Source organism: Acetobacter lovaniensis (assembly GCF_014207635.1).
GTDB lineage: Bacteria > Pseudomonadota > Alphaproteobacteria > Acetobacterales > Acetobacteraceae > Acetobacter > Acetobacter lovaniensis.
On sequence record NZ_JACHIE010000002.1, the window covers coordinates 106,732 to 124,548 of the forward strand.

At 59.1% G+C, this 17,817-nt stretch carries 15 protein-coding genes and 1 tRNA gene; 6 read left to right on the top strand and 10 right to left on the bottom strand.

Going from position 1 to position 17,817, the window contains the following annotated elements:
• Window positions 1-8: 8 nt before the first annotated feature.
• Window positions 9-3,428 carry a DNA polymerase III subunit alpha gene (gene dnaE / locus HNR55_RS03740; protein ID WP_166111573.1) on the bottom strand — a complete coding sequence of 1,140 codons (3,420 nt, stop codon included), beginning with the start codon at window positions 3,426-3,428 and terminating at the stop codon, window positions 9-11.
• Between the two features lie 176 nt (window positions 3,429-3,604).
• Here dnaE and panC point away from each other — a divergent pair, with 176 nt between their 5' ends.
• Window positions 3,605-4,444: a pantoate--beta-alanine ligase gene (gene panC / locus HNR55_RS03745; RefSeq protein WP_166111576.1), complete on the top strand. Its 840-nt coding sequence runs from the start codon at window positions 3,605-3,607 to the stop codon at window positions 4,442-4,444.
• A gap of 44 nt (window positions 4,445-4,488) precedes the next feature.
• Window positions 4,489-4,839, top strand: a complete 351-nt coding sequence (locus HNR55_RS03750; protein ID WP_086645629.1) for a RidA family protein — start codon at window positions 4,489-4,491, stop codon at window positions 4,837-4,839.
• Between the two features lie 134 nt (window positions 4,840-4,973).
• On the opposite strand, the gene HNR55_RS03755 is transcribed toward HNR55_RS03750, so the two are convergent.
• A tRNA-Asn gene (locus HNR55_RS03755) sits at window positions 4,974-5,049 on the bottom strand.
• A 502-nt stretch (window positions 5,050-5,551) separates the two neighbouring features.
• Between HNR55_RS03755 and HNR55_RS03760 the strand changes: the two genes are divergently transcribed.
• A complete protein-coding gene (locus HNR55_RS03760; protein WP_166111578.1) occupies window positions 5,552-6,589 on the top strand; it encodes an ABC transporter substrate-binding protein in 1,038 nt (345 codons plus the stop codon).
• 58 nt (window positions 6,590-6,647) lie between these two features.
• On the opposite strand, the gene HNR55_RS03765 is transcribed toward HNR55_RS03760, so the two are convergent.
• The 4 genes from HNR55_RS03765 to gluQRS all read right to left on the bottom strand — a co-directional run bounded on the left by HNR55_RS03765 (window position 6,648) and on the right by gluQRS (window position 11,268).
• Window positions 6,648-7,592: a DMT family transporter gene (locus tag HNR55_RS03765; RefSeq protein WP_253545118.1), complete on the bottom strand. Its 945-nt coding sequence runs from the start codon at window positions 7,590-7,592 to the stop codon at window positions 6,648-6,650.
• A 46-nt stretch (window positions 7,593-7,638) separates the two neighbouring features.
• Window positions 7,639-8,844 (bottom strand): pyridoxal phosphate-dependent aminotransferase, encoded by a 1,206-nt coding sequence (locus tag HNR55_RS03770; protein ID WP_166111581.1) that lies wholly within the window; start codon window positions 8,842-8,844, stop codon window positions 7,639-7,641.
• Between the two features lie 3 nt (window positions 8,845-8,847).
• Complete coding sequence (locus HNR55_RS03775) at window positions 8,848-10,050, bottom strand: pyridoxal phosphate-dependent aminotransferase (RefSeq protein WP_166111584.1); 1,203 nt, start codon at window positions 10,048-10,050, stop codon at window positions 8,848-8,850.
• 210 nt (window positions 10,051-10,260) lie between these two features.
• Window positions 10,261-11,268, bottom strand: coding sequence for a tRNA glutamyl-Q(34) synthetase GluQRS (gene gluQRS, locus HNR55_RS03780; RefSeq protein ID WP_166111587.1), 1,008 nt, complete (start codon window positions 11,266-11,268; stop codon window positions 10,261-10,263).
• A 189-nt stretch (window positions 11,269-11,457) separates the two neighbouring features.
• Here gluQRS and HNR55_RS03785 point away from each other — a divergent pair, with 189 nt between their 5' ends.
• Complete coding sequence (locus HNR55_RS03785) at window positions 11,458-12,021, top strand: HNH endonuclease (protein WP_166111590.1); 564 nt, start codon at window positions 11,458-11,460, stop codon at window positions 12,019-12,021.
• A 15-nt stretch (window positions 12,022-12,036) separates the two neighbouring features.
• On the opposite strand, the gene HNR55_RS03790 is transcribed toward HNR55_RS03785, so the two are convergent.
• Together HNR55_RS03790 and HNR55_RS03795 are read right to left on the bottom strand one after the other, a co-directional pair.
• On the bottom strand, window positions 12,037-12,303 hold the full coding sequence (locus HNR55_RS03790; protein ID WP_086645709.1) for a hypothetical protein: 267 nt from the start codon (window positions 12,301-12,303) through the stop codon (window positions 12,037-12,039).
• A 186-nt stretch (window positions 12,304-12,489) separates the two neighbouring features.
• Window positions 12,490-12,702 (bottom strand): heavy-metal-associated domain-containing protein, encoded by a 213-nt coding sequence (locus tag HNR55_RS03795; protein WP_166111593.1) that lies wholly within the window; start codon window positions 12,700-12,702, stop codon window positions 12,490-12,492.
• Window positions 12,703-12,842: 140 nt separating this feature from the next.
• Here HNR55_RS03795 and HNR55_RS03800 point away from each other — a divergent pair, with 140 nt between their 5' ends.
• Window positions 12,843-13,511, top strand: coding sequence for a hypothetical protein (locus HNR55_RS03800; RefSeq protein WP_166111596.1), 669 nt, complete (start codon window positions 12,843-12,845; stop codon window positions 13,509-13,511).
• A gap of 88 nt (window positions 13,512-13,599) precedes the next feature.
• On the opposite strand, the gene hpnR is transcribed toward HNR55_RS03800, so the two are convergent.
• The gene (hpnR, locus tag HNR55_RS03805; RefSeq protein WP_166111599.1) at window positions 13,600-15,141 is read right to left on the bottom strand and encodes a hopanoid C-3 methylase HpnR; all 1,542 of its coding nucleotides are present in this window, start codon (window positions 15,139-15,141) and stop codon (window positions 13,600-13,602) included.
• A 221-nt stretch (window positions 15,142-15,362) separates the two neighbouring features.
• Window positions 15,363-15,785: a nucleoside-diphosphate kinase gene (gene ndk / locus HNR55_RS03810; protein ID WP_025826705.1), complete on the bottom strand. Its 423-nt coding sequence runs from the start codon at window positions 15,783-15,785 to the stop codon at window positions 15,363-15,365.
• Window positions 15,786-15,924: 139 nt separating this feature from the next.
• Here ndk and abc-f point away from each other — a divergent pair, with 139 nt between their 5' ends.
• Entirely contained in the window at window positions 15,925-17,817 is a 1,893-nt protein-coding gene (gene abc-f / locus HNR55_RS03815; protein ID WP_166111602.1) for a ribosomal protection-like ABC-F family protein, read from the top strand.

Genomic DNA, 17,817 nt, shown 5'->3' on the forward strand with positions numbered 1-17,817 from the left:
GCCACGGGCTAGACCTGCTCCACGCGGGAAATACCATTCAGGGTACGCAGCTTCTGCCCGAGCAGAGGGGTCACCTTGTAGCCACCACGCAACCGGATTTCCACATCGCAGCTGTCAGCCACACCGGGCAACAGCACAATGCGGCCTGCTCCGCCCTTCTGGTCGCTCAGCACGGTTTGCAGGGCGGGCAGAGCTTCTTCCTTTTCCAGCCATATCCGCAATTCACTTTGCCCTTGGGCGGCTGCATCCTCCAGTTCCACAATGTCGGACGCGGTTATGCGCATGGCCTCGCCCTCCAGCTTCAGTTCGGCCGTAACCAGCACAGCCCTGCCCGCCACCAGACTTTCCCGCACACGACCCAGCACTTCGGAAAAGACCGTGACCTCACACCCACCTGTGGCATCGGACAGGCGCACCCATGCCATTTTATTGCCTGTGCGGGTCGGGCGCTCCTTGCGGTCCACCACGCAGCCCGCAATTTTAACCCGCCCGACCCCGGCTTCTGCCGCGGCAAGCAACTGGGAGGATTTGACAACCCCCAGCCTACGCAACACAGGGCCATAGGCATCCAGCGGGTGGGCGGTCATATGGAAGCCAATCGCTTCTGCTTCCATCGCCAGTTTTTCAAACTCCGGCCAGTCCGGCCCTTCGGCCAGACGCAGGGGCTCCTTCTGCCCGCCACCACCAAACAGGCCAATCTGGCCGGATGCCGCCTCCTGCGCCTGACTATGGGCACGGCGCAAAAGAGCATCGGCTGAATGAAAGACACGCGCCCGGTTTTTATCCAGACATTCAAACGCGCCTGCCTTGGCCAGATTTTCCATTTGCATGCGGTTGATGTGTTTGGGGTCTATGCGCGTTGCAAAATCGGCCAGATCGGTAAAAGGCTTGTCCCCTCTTGTGGCAACCAGAACCTCCATGGCCCCAAAACCAACTTTTTTAACCGCGGCCAGTGCATAGCGAATGGCGTATTCGCCATTGGGCATGACCTCCACGGCAAAGTCGGCCTCTGAACGGTTGATGTCTGGCGGCAGCACGGCAATGCCCATGCGCTCGGCCTCCTGCCGAAGAGCGGCCAGTTTTTCCGTCCGCTCCCGCGCGAGTGACATACAGGCCGCAAGGAAGGCCACAGGGTGGTTAGCCTTCATCCATGCAGTCTGGTAGGAGACAAGAGCATAGGCCGCAGCATGGGATTTGTTAAACCCGTAATCCGCAAACTTGGCCATGAGATCGAACACCTCTACCGCCTTGTCGTGATCGATGCCGCGCCCGGTGGCTCCTTTGGTAAAGATCTCGCGCTGGTGGTCCATTTCCGAGCGGATTTTTTTACCCATGGCGCGGCGAAGCAGATCTGCCCCACCCAGACTGTAGCCCGCCATCTTCTGGGCAATCTGCATGACCTGTTCCTGATAGACCATAATACCGTAGGTCTCTTCAAGAATATCGCGGATTTCCTCGTGCGGGGGTTCCCATGCCTCTCCATGTTTACGGCGGCAGTAATCGGGAATATTGGCCATTGGACCGGGGCGGTACAGGGCCACGGCGGCAATCAGGTCTTCCAGCCGGGTGGGGCGCATCTGCTTGAGAACATCGCGCATGCCAGCACCTTCGAACTGGAAAACGCCTGCCGTATCCCCCCTGCTGAGCATGTCATAGGTTGGCGCATCATTGAGCGGGATGCTCGCCAGATCCACGTCCTTGCCCATGCGGTGGATAAAATCCACACCGCGTTTGAGAATAGTCAGTGTTGTCAGGCCCAGAAAGTCGAACTTGACCAGACCGGCCTGCTCAACAAACTTCATGTTATACTGGGTAACTAATGTATCGCTCTTGGGGTCTCGGTACAGCGGTACCAGTTCCACCAGCGGGCGGTCCCCGATCACCACCCCGGCGGCATGGGTGCTGGCGTGGCGGAACAGCCCTTCAAGCTGCTGGGCAATTTCGAGCAGTCTGCGCAAAGCCTCGTCGTTATCGCGCATTTCCTGCAATTTGGGTTCGCCTTCTATGGCTTCCTTGAGCGTAACAGGCTTGGCAGGGTTGTTGGGAATAAGCTCGGCCACACGGTTGACCATGCCATAGGGCAGCCCCAGCACACGCCCCACGTCACGCACGGCCGCGCGGGCCTGCAACTTACCGAAGGTAATGATCTGGGCAACCCGGTCGCCTCCATATTCACGCCGGACATACGCGATCACCTCGTCTCGCCGGTCCTGACAGAAGTCGATATCAAAGTCAGGCATGGAGACACGTTCGGGGTTAAGAAACCGTTCGAACAGCAGGTTGAAAGGAATGGGATCAATATCCGTAATGGTCAGCGCCCATGCCGCCAGCGAACCTGCACCCGAACCACGCCCCGGCCCTACCGGAATATCATGCGCCTTGGCCCACTGGATAAAGTCCGCCACGATCATGAAGTAACCGGGGAACCCCATTTTGGAGATGATATCCAGCTCGAATGTCAGCCGTTCACGGTAGCGGTCCTGCGTTGCTGCATCCAGCGTCATGGAGGCCATGCGGCGCTCCAGCCCTTCCCACGCCATGGCGCGCAGGGTCTGGTCCTCGGTAGCACCTTCGCGCACTTTGGGGCAGACGGGCAGCAGGGGATTGCGGGTTTCCACCTTTATGGCGCAGCGACGGGCAATTTCGAGCGTATTGTCGCACGCATCGGGCAGGTCCGCGAACAGGGCGCGCATCATCTGCGGGGGTTTGAACCAGTGTTCGGGGGTCACGCGGAAGCGGTCTTTTTCCGCCATGGTGCGACCCTGGGCAATACACACCAGCGCGTCATGTGCTTCGTACATTTCCGGCTTGGGGAAAAAGCACTCATTGGTGGCCACAAGCGGCAGGCCAAACTGGCTGGCAAGACCCAGAACACCCGGCTCCACCGCTTTTTCCACAGCCAGCCCGTGGCGGTGCAGTTCCACCACCAGCCGGTCGCCAAAGGCTTCGTGCATACGGGCCAGCCAGCGTGTGGCTTCGTCCTTCTGCCCTTCGGCCAGCATCTGAAACAGCGGACCGCGTGTGCCGCCACTGAGCAGCATCAGCCCTTCGGCGCGCGCGCAGAGTGTATCCAGCGTTACAAACGGGTCAGACGGGTCGGATGTCTTGAACCCTTCGGATGAGAGGAACTGGAGATTGGTCAGCCCCACCTCGTTCTGGGCCAGCAACACCACCGGCTCAGCCGGGGCCCCGGGTTTGTCATTGCGCGCAGGCAGGCCGATCTGGGCCCCGATAATGGGCTGAATGCCACTTTTTGTGCAGTACTGCGAAAATTCCAAAGCGCCGAACAGATTGCCCGAATCGGCAATAGCCACGGCAGGCATATGCATTTCCTGCGCGAGGGATGCAATTTCCGGCACCCGGATTGCCCCCTGACTGAGCGAGTAGGCAGAGTGCACACGAAGATGAACAAAATCAGCGTAGGACATACGCCCCCTATAGCACAGGCCCGGCCCCTCTCCACCGGGTTGTCTGCACTTTAAATCCCGCATGCAGTAAAACCGCCCTCTCTGGAACCGCGAGCCAATCAGCACTACAATGCAGGTTTTCCTGCCCTGTCCGGGCACTCCCCTTATAGGGGGTCATCTGTTTTTCAGGATTTTTCATGCGGATTATCAGATCCAGAACCGAACTGGCCACACTGGTAGCCCAATGGCGCAACGCGGGCGAAACCATAGGTTTTGTGCCCACCATGGGCTCGCTCCACAATGGCCACCTTACCCTTGTCAACGCATTGGACGGGCAGGCCACGCGCCGGATTGTGAGTATTTTTGTCAATCCGATCCAGTTTGATAACGCAGCCGACTTCCAACTTTACCCCCGTGGGCCGGAAGCCGATGCCGCCCTGCTGGAAGGCACAGGCAAAGTAGATGTGCTTTACGCCCCGGACGGAGCGGAAATGTACCCTGAAGGTTTTGCAACCCGCATTACGGTTTCCGGGCTGGATGACATGTTGTGTGGCGCGGACCGACCGGGCCATTTTGATGGCGTTGCAACGGTTGTTACCAAGCTGCTGCTCCAGACCGGGGCCGACATAGCCGCATTTGGCGAAAAGGATTACCAGCAGCTCTGCCTGATCCGCCGCCTTGTGCAGGACCTGAACCTGCCCGTGCGCATAAAACCCGTCCCCACCGTGCGCGAGGCCGATGGACTTGCCCTGTCCTCACGCAACCGCAGGCTCACCCCCCAACAGCGCGAACAGGCTCCTTACCTGCCTGCGGCATTACGGGCCTGCATTGCGGATATTCAGGCTGGCAAAGCGGTTGATACCTGCCTGCAATCCTGCCGTGAAAACCTGAAAAGCCATGGCTTTAACGTGCATTATCTGGAGCTGCGCTCGGGCGATACACTCCTTGCGACCGAAACGCTCACACCCGATGCACGCCTGTTTGTTGCCGCAAGTCTGGGCGACATCCGCCTGATTGACAACATGCCAGCTGCATAAACTCCTTTACCCACCAAGCTTTTTTGCACAGGAAAGACAACAGCATGAGCATAACCCGCCTTGAACCTGAAGAACGCCTGAGTGGCGCTGTTATTCACAACGGTCTGGTCTATCTGGCGGGGCAGGTCGCGGATGACGCCACACTGGATGCGCAGGGGCAGATGGAAGATATTCTGCGTCAGGTGGATGCCATTCTAGCCAAAGCCGGAACGGATAAAAGCCGCCTGATTTCAGTCCAGATTTTTCTGGCTGACATGGCCGATATGGCAGGCATGAACCGCGCATGGGATGCATGGCTGGACAAGGGCAACAAACCCGCCCGCGCCACGGTAGAAGCCAAGCTGGCTGATCCGTCCTGGAAGGTGGAACTCACTGGCGTTGCCGCTCAGGCCTGAGCCCACATAACACGCCCCACATTCCGCCGCCCGTGTTGGCACACCACTCGGGCGGCAAAGACACGCATGAACTCACACAGAGCATTTGAAGCTACGGTGTAAGGAATTGTATTTTAGAAGGGGAGGAGTAAGTGTGGCTCCCGAAGTAGGACTCGAACCTACGACCCAGCGATTAACAGTCGCTTGCTCTACCAACTGAGCTATTCGGGAATAATTATTTTTCAACCACTTAGCGGCATTTAAAGGCATAATCTCTTTCAAGATACGTCCCGCCGTGCTGCTGAATGGGTGTATAACGGCAACCCTTTGAGGGTGCAAGACCCTTTTTATATTACAAAATGTTAATCAAAGTTCCCCTTTAAAAATACAATGTCTGACCCGTCCATTCTGCCTCTCAACATCGTAGTATCAGCACATCCCAAGCCTTCGCCTGCTCTCTGTCAGCCAACGCACCGGTGCACATGACCTACCCATCACATGCCGTGTACTCTACTCTTCTTGCAAACCGGCAGCACACACATCTGCGCCCATAGAGCGTGGGTGCGTATAGAGAACTTTGAAAAACCTATTTTGAAACAACAGATAATAAAAAACAGTAGAACCATACCCACCCTCAATGTCATGTCCATACGGATATGCGCACGCCTGTTTTTTTTGATTTTCTGCCCCCTTAACCGGGACACCCCCGCCAACACGGTGTAAGATAACAGATATGAGCGCATCTCCATCTTCCCGCTTTTCACGCCGTGCCCTGCTCTGGGGGGCCGGAAGTTGCGCTGCCGCAGGTGGCATTGTGTTTCTGAATACCCCGAAACGCCCCCGCAAACCCCGCAGACAGCCCGATGGCGTTTACCGCAAGCTCCGGATTGCCTGGCCAGAAGCCGCCATGTCCCCCGTGCTGGCAGCCGCTCTGGAAAAGAACTTTTTTGCCCAGTACAATCTGGACGTGGACCCCCTGCCCAACATTCATAACGGGCAGGACGCGCTGGCGGCTCTGGCGCAGCAAAAAACCTCTTACGCTCTGGCCCCCGCACTCACATGGCTCCAACACCTGCATTCAGGGCTGCCTGCCCATCTGGTTATGGGGGTCCAGTCAGGTAGCCGCCGCCTGCTGGTACGGCGGAGCAGCGGCATTACACGACTGGACCAGCTTATGGGCCGCAGCGTAGCGGTGCCAGACCAGAATGCGGCGGACAAACTGTTCTTCTGCATCATGATGCGCCGCAAAGGCATGGACGCGCTCAACCACATTAACTGGGTTGACCTGCCGATCCCACAGTTGGAACAGGCTCTCCATGACCAGAAAATTGATGCCGTGGTCACGCATGATCCCGATGCGTGGAGCCTGCTCCAGAATTTCCCGGACCTTCTGTACGAACTTGTTGGCAGCGATACAGGCCATTACGCCGCACGCACCAGCCTTATTCTGGGCGTTGCGGATACTGCGCAGGACAAGGACCCCACAGCCGCCACGGCACTGGTCATGGCCCTGCGCGATGCGGCCTTATGGGTCAACACCCATCAGGATGATGCCGCAACCCTGATAGCCGACAACGCGGCCGGTCTGCCCGTTACCAGTGCCCGCACCATGCTGCATAACGAGCCGGTTATCCGCCCCCTTGTGGGCCACGGCCTGCGCGAGCAGATTGCGCAATACTGCGATGAACTCCAGCTTGTGGGCATGATGGCCGATGGAGAAGATTCCACAGCCCTTGCCCACGCCTACACACTGAATGTTCTGCATGAATAAACGGTTTTTCTGACCGGCAGCCCGTCCCAAGCGCTCAGGCAGAATGACCGGAGCAGTTTTATGAGGAACTGCCCCTCCTGCCCCGCTCCTGTTTGCGTGGCAGGCGTACTTCGCTGGCCAACACACCCAGAATAACCAGCGCGCCACCAGCCAGCGCTCTGACTGGCAGCATATCCCCTGCCAGACGCCCCACCAGCCCGGCCCATACGGGCTCGCCCGCGTAAATAAGCGTTGCCCGTGTGGGAGAAACTGTTTTTTGTGCCCAGTTCATAACCAGTTGAATAACCGCGCTCATGGCCCCAAGGCCCAGACCGGGCACCACCCACCACCACGCCAGAACGGGCACGTGTTCGTGCATAATGGGCATGGCAGCAAATGCCAGCAGCCCGGCAACCAGCAACTGCACGATCGCCACCCGAAAACTGTTAATGGCGGGGGAGGCAAAACGGCTGATCAGCACAACTTCCATCGCAATGGCTACAGCGCTGACCAAGGTTACAACCTCACCAAACTGGAGGTGCATATGGGCTATGGCCTGCGGGCCGGTTAGTAGCACCAGACCGGAAAAAGCAAACAGCACCCCCAGCCACACCATAAGATGGGGTGGTTTACGCAGGAAAAACCACTGCAAAAACGGCACAATGGGCACATACATGGCCGTAATAAAGGCCGACTGGCTGCTGGAAATGCTTCCCAGCCCCAGAGTTTGCAGCGCATAGCCAAAAAAAATGGCCACCCCCACACAGGCTCCCGCCCGCACTTCCCGCAGGGTCAGGTCCAGCAGCAGACGGCGGAACAGAAGCATGGAAAGCAGTGCCGCCGTGGTAAAGCGTAGCCCCACAAAAAACATGGGTCCCGTATAACGCATGGCCGTATGCACGACCAAAAACGTTACCCCCCACAGAACGGTAATGCAGACCAGAGCCATCTCCTCACGCGAGAAGCTCCGGAAGACACGTTTCTCCCCCGCAGGTAGCGGCGCGGGCTGGGGCTGGTCAGGCACGTTCAGGCACTCCTGGCCGGGCCTTGTAACCTGCCCGACCGTATGATTACGTTAATCCGCCCACAAAGCGCGCAATACGCTGGCAGGCTTCGGCCAGAACCTCATCCGAGGTTGCGCAGGACAGACGCAGGTAGGGGGACTGCCCAAAGGCGCTACCGGGTACTGTTGCCACGAACTCTTCATCCAGCAGAGCGGCGGCAAAGTCGTGGTCAGTCTCCAGCTGGCGTCCGGCGGCTGTTGTGCGGCCAAGGCAGGCGGCCACACCGGGATAGGCGTAAAAAGCCCCTTCGGGCATGGCGCAGGTCAGGCCCGGCACCGCACGCAGGGCCTGCACCACATTGGTACGACGGCGGCTGTATGTGGCAACCATGGTCTGCACAAGGTCCGGCGGTCCATCCAGTGCCGCGGCGGCGGCAGCCTGCGCAATGGAACACACGCCTGATGTGGCGTTCCCCTGTACACCGCGCATTGCGGTAATCAGGTCGGCTGGTCCACCGGCAAACCCCACGCGCCACCCGGTCATGGCATAAGCCTTGGACACACCATTAAGCGTAAGGGTGCGGTCCTTGAGGTCGGGCGCCACAGCGGCGATGGATGCGGAGCGCGCTCCGTCAAACACCAGATGTTCGTAAATTTCGTCCGACAAAATCCATACATCGGGGTAATCGCGCAGGACTTTGGCAAGAGCGGCGAGATCCTCGGCCGGGCAGATGGCCCCGGTAGGGTTGTTGGGGAAGTTCAGCACAACCCAGCGTGTACGGGGCGTAAGAGCCTGCGCCAGCACATCTGCCCGGAGCCTGAACCCGTCCTCCTCCCGGCATGGAGCAAACACCGGCGTTGCCCCGAACATGCGCGCAATCAAGGGATAGCTGACCCAGTAGGGTGTTGGCACCACCACCTCGTCCCCCGCGTTCAGGGTCGCCATGAAGGCATTGAAGATGACCTGCTTGCCCCCGTTGGAAACCATGATCTGCTCGGGCGTGTAGTCCAGCCCGTTCTCCCGCGCGAACTTGCGGGCAATGGCCGCCTTGAGCGCGGGCGTACCATCCACAGGGGGGTATTTGGTCTGCCCGGCCAGCGCAGCCTGATGGGCGGCTTCCACCACCGCAGGCGGCGTTGCAAAATCGGGCTCGCCCAGAGCAAGCGAGATAACCGGCCTGCCCTCCGCCTTGAGAGCCCGGGCACGCCGGGCCATCTCTATTGTTGCGGGGGCAGGCAGGCCATTCAGGCGGTGCGCAAAACTCCGGGACATGGTTTACAGCAGACCTTCACAAAAATTCTGGATCCGGGTGCAGGCATCCCGCAGGCTCTGCGTATCGGTTGCGTAGGAAATACGCATATACCCCGGATACATGAAGGCCGACCCATGCACGGCTGCCACGCCTTCTTCCTCCAGAAGGGCCGTTACAAAATCCTCATCCGTTTTAAGCAGTTTTCCGCCAGCGGAGGTTTTTCCAAGGCATTTTTCAATGCAGGGAAAAACATAGAACGCGCCCTGGGGCACATCACATTCCATACCCTTGGCCTGATTGATCATGCTGACCACCATATCACGCCGCCCCTGATAGGTATCGACCATGGTCTGGATAAAGTCCTGCGGGCCGGTCAGGGCTTCCACCGCTGCGGCCTGCGCAATGGAACAGGTATTGGAGGTGGACTGCCCCTGCAACTTGTTCATGGCCTTGGTCAGTTCCACCGGCGCGCCGGAAAAACCAATACGCCAGCCGGTCATGGCATAAGCCTTGGACACGCCGTTCATGGTTACGGTGCGGCTGCGCAGGCGGGGCTCGACCTCCACGAATGTCGCGGGGCGAAAACCGTCGTACACAAGCTTGGCGTAAATATCGTCCGTAAAAATCCACACATGCGGGTGGCGCAGCAGCACATCGCACAGCGGACGCAGGTCTTCAGCCGAATAGGCAACCCCGGTGGGGTTACAGGGCGAGTTCAGGAACACCCATTTGGTGCGCGGGGTAATGGCGGCTTCCAGCTCATCCGCCTGAAGGCGAAAACCGTTTTCGCGCTTGCAGGGCACCACCACGGGCACGCCTTCAGCCAGCGTGACAATATCGGGGTAGGACACCCAGCACGGCGCGGGAATAATGGCCTCATCCCCCGGGTTCAGGGTCGCCATCATGGCGTTGTAGATGATCTGCTTACCGCCGGTGGAAACAATGACTTCCTCAGGCGTGTAATCCAGCCCGCTATCCAGCCTGAAGCGTTCTGCCACGGCCTTGCGCAGTTCTGGCGTGCCTGCCACATCGGTATAGCGGGTCTGGCCTGCGGCAATGGCCTTTACGGCGGCCTGAGCAATGTTGTCGGGTGTGTTGAAGTCCGGCTCACCCGCAGAAAGGCTGATAATATTCCGCCCCTCTGCCTTCAGCGCCCGTGCACGCGTTGAAATGACGATTGTCTGGCTAGGACTGATCCTGTTCAGGCGGTCAGCAACAAGGCTCATGGTTTTCTTACTTTCCGACACAATATTTTAAGGCACCCGGCCCCCGCACGGGCACAGACCCGGACAGAGGCGGCAAATGCGCTGCTCCGGGGCGCACAGTAATCCTCTTCCGGTCGGGGCGGAACCGGAGATTCCACCTGCTCTGTCTTTTTTGTTCTGCGCGGGCTTTTTCCCTGTCATGCAAAAATGGGGCTCAGCGGGCAGGAGCGCCTAACCGTGCAAGAACGTACTACCATGGGAAGCAGCCGCAAATACGGCCTTGTCCCGCACCTGCCGGGCGCTCAGCCCGCTCTGGCGCATGGCGCGCACGCTCAACGCACCATCACGCTTGGCCAGACGGCGGCCTGTGGCATCGCATAGCAGGGGGTGGAACGCATAATGCGGGGCGGGCCAGCCCATGAGGGTCTGCAACAACCGGTGCAGGCTGGTGGCGGGGCGCAGATCCTCCCCCCGTGTCACCAGCGTGACACCCTGCGCGGCATCATCACATGTGACGCACAGGTGGTAGGATGCAGGCACGTCCCGCCGGGCCAGAACCACATCGCCAAACAGTTCGGGGTAGCAGGGGACCGGGCCATTACTCAGGTCATGGTAAGTCAGCGGCCATGCGGCATCTACCACAACCCCACGGGCGCTCCCCTGCCCTGTAGCACCCGTACCATCTGCCTCCTGTCTGCCCACGGGAGACATTGCACAGTCTCTGGCACGCGCCATGGCACGCGCCATATCCAGCCGCAGCACATAGGGCTGACCTGCCTCCATCCGCCGCAAGCGCTCCGCTGTTCCAAGTGTGCGGCACCGACCGGGGTAGAGCAGGCTGCCATCGGGGGCGGTATGGGGGGCGGAGAACATGGCGGCACTCTCCCGCGCAATATCCGATCGGGTGCAAAAGCACGGATACAGCACGCCCATATGCTCAAGCGTGTCCAGCACGTCCCTGTAAACCGCCATACGGGTAGACTGGTACAGAACCGGCCCATCTGGCACCAGCCCGAGCCATGCGAGGTCTTCCAAAATGGCGGTGGCAAAGGCAGGTTTGCAGCGCTGGGGGTCTATATCCTCCATCCGCACCATCCATTGCCCCGCAGGCTGCGCGAGGGTCCAGCCGAACAGGGCGGACGCCACATGGCCCAGATGCAGCGCCCCTGTGGGGCTGGGGGCGAACCGCGTAACCCATTCTGTTTTGCAACGATCATTGTACTGTAATCGAATAGTCATATTAATCTTACCAGATCTATAAAGCTGTCCGATATCGGTGACTATTGGCCCACATTTTCTTGCCACACCTCTTTGCGTCTGCAATAGTCCTGCCGGTAATTATCTCGACGACGCACTTCTGCTGGCGGTCGGCTTGAGTTGTTCTGACCCCTTCGGAACTGTGTTCTCGTGCTAACGAGGAGACACATCTTGGCCGATGGCAGTACTCTAAACTATCCAGCCCTTGTTCTGAATGCAGACTTTCGACCTCTGTCCTATTTTCCACTTTCCCTCTGGGCATGGCAGGATGCCATAAAAGCGGTGTGCCTGGACCGGGTTTCGGTCCTGAGCGAATATGACATGGAAGTGCATTCACCTAGTCAGGCCTTCCGTCTGCCCAGCGTGATTGCCCTCAAGGACTACGTGCCCGCCGCCCGCAAACCGGCTTTTACGCGCTTTAACGTGTTTTTGCGTGACAATTTTTCCTGCCAGTACTGCGGAGAACGCCACCCCACGCAGGAACTGACGTTTGACCACGTTATTCCCCGCTGCAAAGGTGGGCGCACAAGCTGGGAGAATGTTGTTACCGCGTGTGGCTGCTGCAATCTGCGCAAGGGCCCACACATGCCACACCATATTGGCATGCTGCCCCGCCGCACCCCTGTACGTCCCACATCATGGGAACTTCAGGAAAACGGACGGGCTTTTCCACCCAACTACCTGCACAAAAGCTGGCATGACTATTTATACTGGGATGCGGAACTGGAAGGTTAAACCCACTCACACGCCCTAACGGGTGTAGGTGTAGCCGTATTCATCCGCCAGTTTCTGCAGGTCTGGCGCGCCCTTCAGGTCAAGGGGGAGCGGCTTGGCCTTGGCCTCGCCCAGCACAAAGCCGTTATTGCTCATACGCTGGCAGGTATTGGCCGCCAGTGGAAAACTCAGAAACATAGGGCCAGCCATCTGCTTGTGCAGGCAGCTTATATCCGTATCCAGCATGGGCACGCGCCCGATTTCGGATGAGCATCCAGCCAGCAGCAAGCCGCCCGCCGCCATTACACCTAGAGCAAATGTGTTTGTTTTTTGCGTCACGGACCAGCTTACCTCTGTTTTTGCCTGTCGAGCGGCTTTTGACCACCGGTTACTCCGGCGTGCCCCATGGTGCCATGTCCGCCCTCCAACAACCAGAGAGCGCAGGTCACGCCCCCTTTCCGCTGGCTGCATGACACAGCGCAAGGCAGTTCAGCTTACCTCGTAACCAGCGCCGCGAATGGCATCCCGCAGGGAAGAAACACCAACACGTGCGGGGTCATACGTGACCTTGACCTCACCATTGGCCAGATTCACATCCGTCCCTTCCACACCGTCAATTGCGGCCAGCGCACGTTTTACGGACGAGACACAACCGTCGCATGTCATTCCTTCGACCATAAAGCTTGCTATCGTCTGGCTCATTGCGTTTGCATCCTTTTTACAAAATTCCATACATGGCATTTTTACACGGCTATTCTGTTTCTTCCATAACGCAACTCCGCCGTGATGCGAAACAGTGATGTGCAGCCCATACCTGCCCCAAAGCATGATATAAGACCCATATGCCCGACCTAGCGCCCCCTCAACCCGCCACGGAGCCTTTGCTCTGTCACCCGTGGCGGAACAGCTTCATGCACCGGCTTATGCTGGCAACCCTGATCAGCCAGATGGAAAACCGCCTTCTGGCCGAAAACAGCGCCACACAGACGCTGGAACACTGGCTGCGCGAACACGCACTCCTTGGCGCGCATGAAACCCTGCGCGCCGAGCGCGAAGCCAGTGCCCACAGCCCCTGCCCGTCCGACCTGCTGGCCGCACTGGACCTGACCACTCCACAGGGGGGGCAAAGCCTGCGCTACCGCAAAATCCGGCTGGCAGGGCACAACCGCATTTATTCGGAAGCGGAAAACTGGTTTGTGCCAGAACGCCTGACAAAAACCATGACCGAGGCACTGGAACAGACCGACACACCCTTTGGCCGTGTTGTGTCCCCCCTGCGGTTTACCCGCCAGCTTATCCGGCGGGAAACCCTATGGTCCCCCTTGCCAGATTTATGGGAAACGCAACCCCACCTGCCAAACAGCGCAACGGAGGCAGACCCACTGGCCCTGCCCCCGCATCTTTTCCGGCATATTGCCCTGTTACGGACCCATGCTGGCATACCGTTCAGTCTGGTAGTGGAAACCTATACCCCGCAGGCCTTTGCCTTTCCCCCGCCCGTTTTACGTTAAACACGGCACGGGTCAGTATCGGCAGGTGGCAGGGCTCCATGCTCGGGTAAACGCCTGAGCATGGGCGGAATTGTGTGGAAGATGCGGGTTACGCATCTTCCCCCATACGGGTCTTGTCCACAAAGCTTTCGGTCGCATCATCCAGCGCGCGGGTTTTGCGCCCGCCGGGGCCATGCACATACAGGTCGTTGCGATCAATCTTGTCCACCGCATCGGGCTGCACGGGCATAAGGTAGCGCGCGGGGCGCTGGTGGTCGGCAAGCTGGAGTTCGGGGTTAAAGACCGAGTTGAACTTCCATAACATCTTAACAAAGTTGGTCTGGCCGTTCTTGAGCAGGTTAACCGCAATCCCTGCCGTGTCCTTGAGCGCTTGCCAGCCCATATGCTTGGTGTTGAGCACCTGCTGGGTCTTGACCAGTTCTTCATAAAACTCGGGCAGAGGCAGGGTGGTGGGCAGCACGGCATGCTGAATATCAAACAGGCGGTAGTCACGCGTGGTCAGGCGGCGGGCTTCCTTGTGCCAGATTTCCGTCCCCGGATACGGCGTCGTGACGGAAATATTCACAATATCGGGAATTTCCAGACACCACTGCCGCACAGCCTCAAACCGCGCACGATCCCATGATGGGTCGGCAATAATGTTGATGGCCACAATCAGCCCCAGAGAACGGGCATATTCAAGGGCCTCAAAATTCTTGTCGAGCGAAACACGCTTACGGAACTGCTTGAGCCCTTCCTCATCCACCGCTTCCAGACCGATGAAGATGTAGGAAAGACCGATCTCGCTCCAGACCTTGAACACTTCCTTGTTGCGCAGCAGCACGTCTGCACGGGTTTCAAGGTAATATTCCTTTTTAATGCCACGCTTTTTAATTTCGTTGGCAATGGCCATGCCATGTTCTTCATGCACAAAGGCCACGTCATCCACAATAAAGATGCCGGGTTCCTTGATCTCCTCCAGCTCATCCGCAATGACCTGCGGGCTGGCCGTGCGGTAGGAGCGACCGTAAAAGGTCCAAGCCGAGCAGAACGTGCAGTCCCACGGGCAGCCACGGGCAAATTCAATGGAGGCCGCGGGGTCCAGCGTACCAATAAAGTACTTGTTGCGGTGGCGCAGCAGGTCACGCGCGGGGCGGATCTCATCGAGCGATTTGACAAAAATGGGGGGCGGGCCTTCCCCGTCCAGCGTAATGGTGCCGGGGACTTCCAGAATATCCGTGCCGTTCTGCACCGCATCCAGCAGCAGGCCGACCGTAGCATCGCCCTCCCCTTTGAGAATGCAGTTGACCGTACCTTCGGAAAGATCAAGCACATCCTTGGCGATGAACGAAACAGAATGCCCGCCAATAAACTGGAACACCTGCGGGAAGCGGTAGCGTGTTTCGCGGCACAGATCGAGAATTTCCGGCACATTGGCCAGATAGCTGCCCGAGTAGCACACGGCATCGGGCTGGAACTCGTCAACCAGCTTCCAGTAATCTTCGTGCGTTTCGGCCTGAAGGTCGATAATCCGCACGTCATGTCCGGCATTCCGCGCAGCACCAGCCACCAGTTCCAGCCCCAGCGGCTCCAGCCGCAGGAAAACCTTGGTGTACATCAGGGCGCTGGGATGAACCGCCAGAACTTTCATGACATTCCTTTCTGCCTGCTGCGGGCCGGGAATGCGAACAGCATCCCGCCTTGCCCATAACACTCGAGCATAAGACAGAATTATAGAAGGAATGTGCCCTGTTGCCCTACCCTGCTGCCGGGTATCTCCCATGCGCAAGACGTCTGGCTTGGCGGTTAACCGCCATTCTGGCGGCCCCGACGTATGCACAAGACACAACGCCGGGGTGTGACCTGCCAGAATTAGGGCAGGATTTCCGTTTCTGCAAAGAAGAAGCGGATTTCGTTTGCAGCATTTTCCGCGCTGTCGGAACCATGCACGGAGTTTGCTTCAATGCTTTCAGCAAACTGGGCGCGAATGGTCTGGGGGTCGGCCTTTTTGGGGTCGGTTGCACCCATGACTTCACGGTTCTTGGCAACGGCGTTTTCGCCTTCAAGCACCTGCACCACAACCGGGCCGGAGATCATGAAGGACACCAGATCGTTGTAAAAGGGGCGTTCCTTGTGCACGGCGTAAAAAGCGCCAGCCACAGCGGGGGAAAGCTGGACGCGCTTTTGCGCAACAATGCTCAGGCCCGCATCTTCAAACACGGCGTTGATCTTGCCGGTCAGGTTACGACGGGTTGCATCCGGCTTGATAATGGACAGGGTACGTTCTTTAGCCATAAGGCCCTCCTTGGGTATAAACGCAGATATCCGCCTTGATCTGGCGGACGTTCAGCGTTTCCATCTAGAGCATATCGGCGCTGGCTGGTAGGTACCACACAGAATGTAATGAACAATTCCAGAAGAAACGAGACCTGCGTTGAGCCTGCTTGTCATTTCCAACCTTAGCCTGCGTATGGCTGGCCGCGTTCTGCTGGACCAGGCGAGCCTTTCCATCGACCCCGGCCGCAAGGTCGGGCTGGTCGGGCGCAATGGTGCTGGCAAGTCCACCCTGCTGGCCGCCATTGCGGGGGATATTGCCCCCGATGGGGGAGAAATCCGCCTGTCCTCACGCGCGCGCATGGCCCGCGTGAAACAGGAAGCCCCAGCGGATGGCGCCAACCTGCTGGACACCGTTCTGGCGGGAGATACCGAGCGCACAGCCCTGCTGGCCGAGGCCGAACAGGCCACAGACCCCATGCGCCTTGGCGAAATACACGAGCGCCTGCGCGCCATAGGAGCAGACAGCGCCCCCGCGCGGGCCGGGGCCGTGCTGGCGGGGCTGGGGTTCAGTGCTCAGGCGCAGATGCGCCCGGTATCGGACTTTTCGGGCGGGTGGCGCATGCGTGTCTCGCTGGCCACGGCCCTTTTTCTGGAACCTGACCTGCTGCTGCTCGACGAACCCACAAACCATCTGGACCTTGAGGCCACACTCTGGCTGGAGGACTGGCTGCGCCGATTCGCAGGGGCAGCTCTTATTGTCAGCCATGACCGTGGCCTGCTCGATTCCTGCGTGGACGCCATTGCCCATCTGGAACGCGGCAAGCTGAGCCTGACCCCCGGCGGCTACGAAAACTTTGTTCGAATCCGTACCGAACAGGCGTTGCAGCAGACCCGGCAGGCCGAAAAAATTGCCGCCCGCCGCGCCCATATGCAGTCTTTTGTGGACCGCTTCCGTGCCAAGGCCACCAAGGCCAAACAGGCACAGGCCCGGCTGAAGGCGCTGGAAAAACTGCCCGTGATCGACGCGGTGGTGGAAGATACTGCCGCGCATTTTTCCTTCCCCGAACCCGAGCAGCTCCCTCCCCCCATCCTGAGCGTCAACCGCGCAAGCGTGGGGTATGAGGGCAGGCCTGTGCTGAGCAACCTCTCCTTCCGGCTGGATATGGAAAGCCGGATTGCCCTGCTTGGCGCCAACGGCAATGGTAAATCCACCCTTGCCAAACTGATAGCTGGCCGCCTTGACACGCTTTCTGGCGATGTGGAGCGCAATGCCCGGCTCCGGGTTGGGTATTTTGCCCAGCACCAGACCGAAGAACTGCATCTGGACCAGACGCCGATCGAGCACATGGCGCGTGCCCTGCCCAAAGCCACCATGCCGGTTGTACGCGCGCAGCTAGCCCGCTTCGGGCTGGATGTGGACCGGGCGGAAACCGCGGTCAAAGACCTCTCGGGCGGGGAAAAAGCCCGCCTGCTGCTGGCCCTTGCCACGCGAGATGCCCCCCAGTTGCTTATTCTGGACGAACCCACCAACCATCTGGACCTCGACGCGCGTGATGCGCTGATCCGCGCACTGGCGGATTTTGAAGGGGCGGTGGTGCTGATCAGCCATGACCCGCATCTGGTGGAACTGGTGGCGGACCGGCTGTGGCTGGTGGCAGATGGGCAGGTCACCCCGTTTGAAGGGGATATGGCCGAATACCGCACATGGCTGCTTGAGCGTAGCCGCGCCAGCAACCGCCCCAGACAGGACGCCACAAGCCAGAACAGCCGCAAGGACGAACGCCGCGACCGGGCCGAAATCCGCAAGGCGCAGGCTCCCTTGCGTAAAATTGTCAAGGATGCGGAAGCCAAGCTGGCCAAGCTGGCCCTTGAACGCACAAAGCTGGAAGCCGCTCTGGCTGACCCGGCTCTGTACGAACCGGGCAAGGCAGCAGAAGTAACCCGCCTGAACACCCGGCTGGCCACCATTGCCAGAGAGGAATCCGAAGCCGAAGAACGCTGGCTGACCGCCGAAGCCCAGATGGAAGAAGACACGACCAGCGCCCCATAA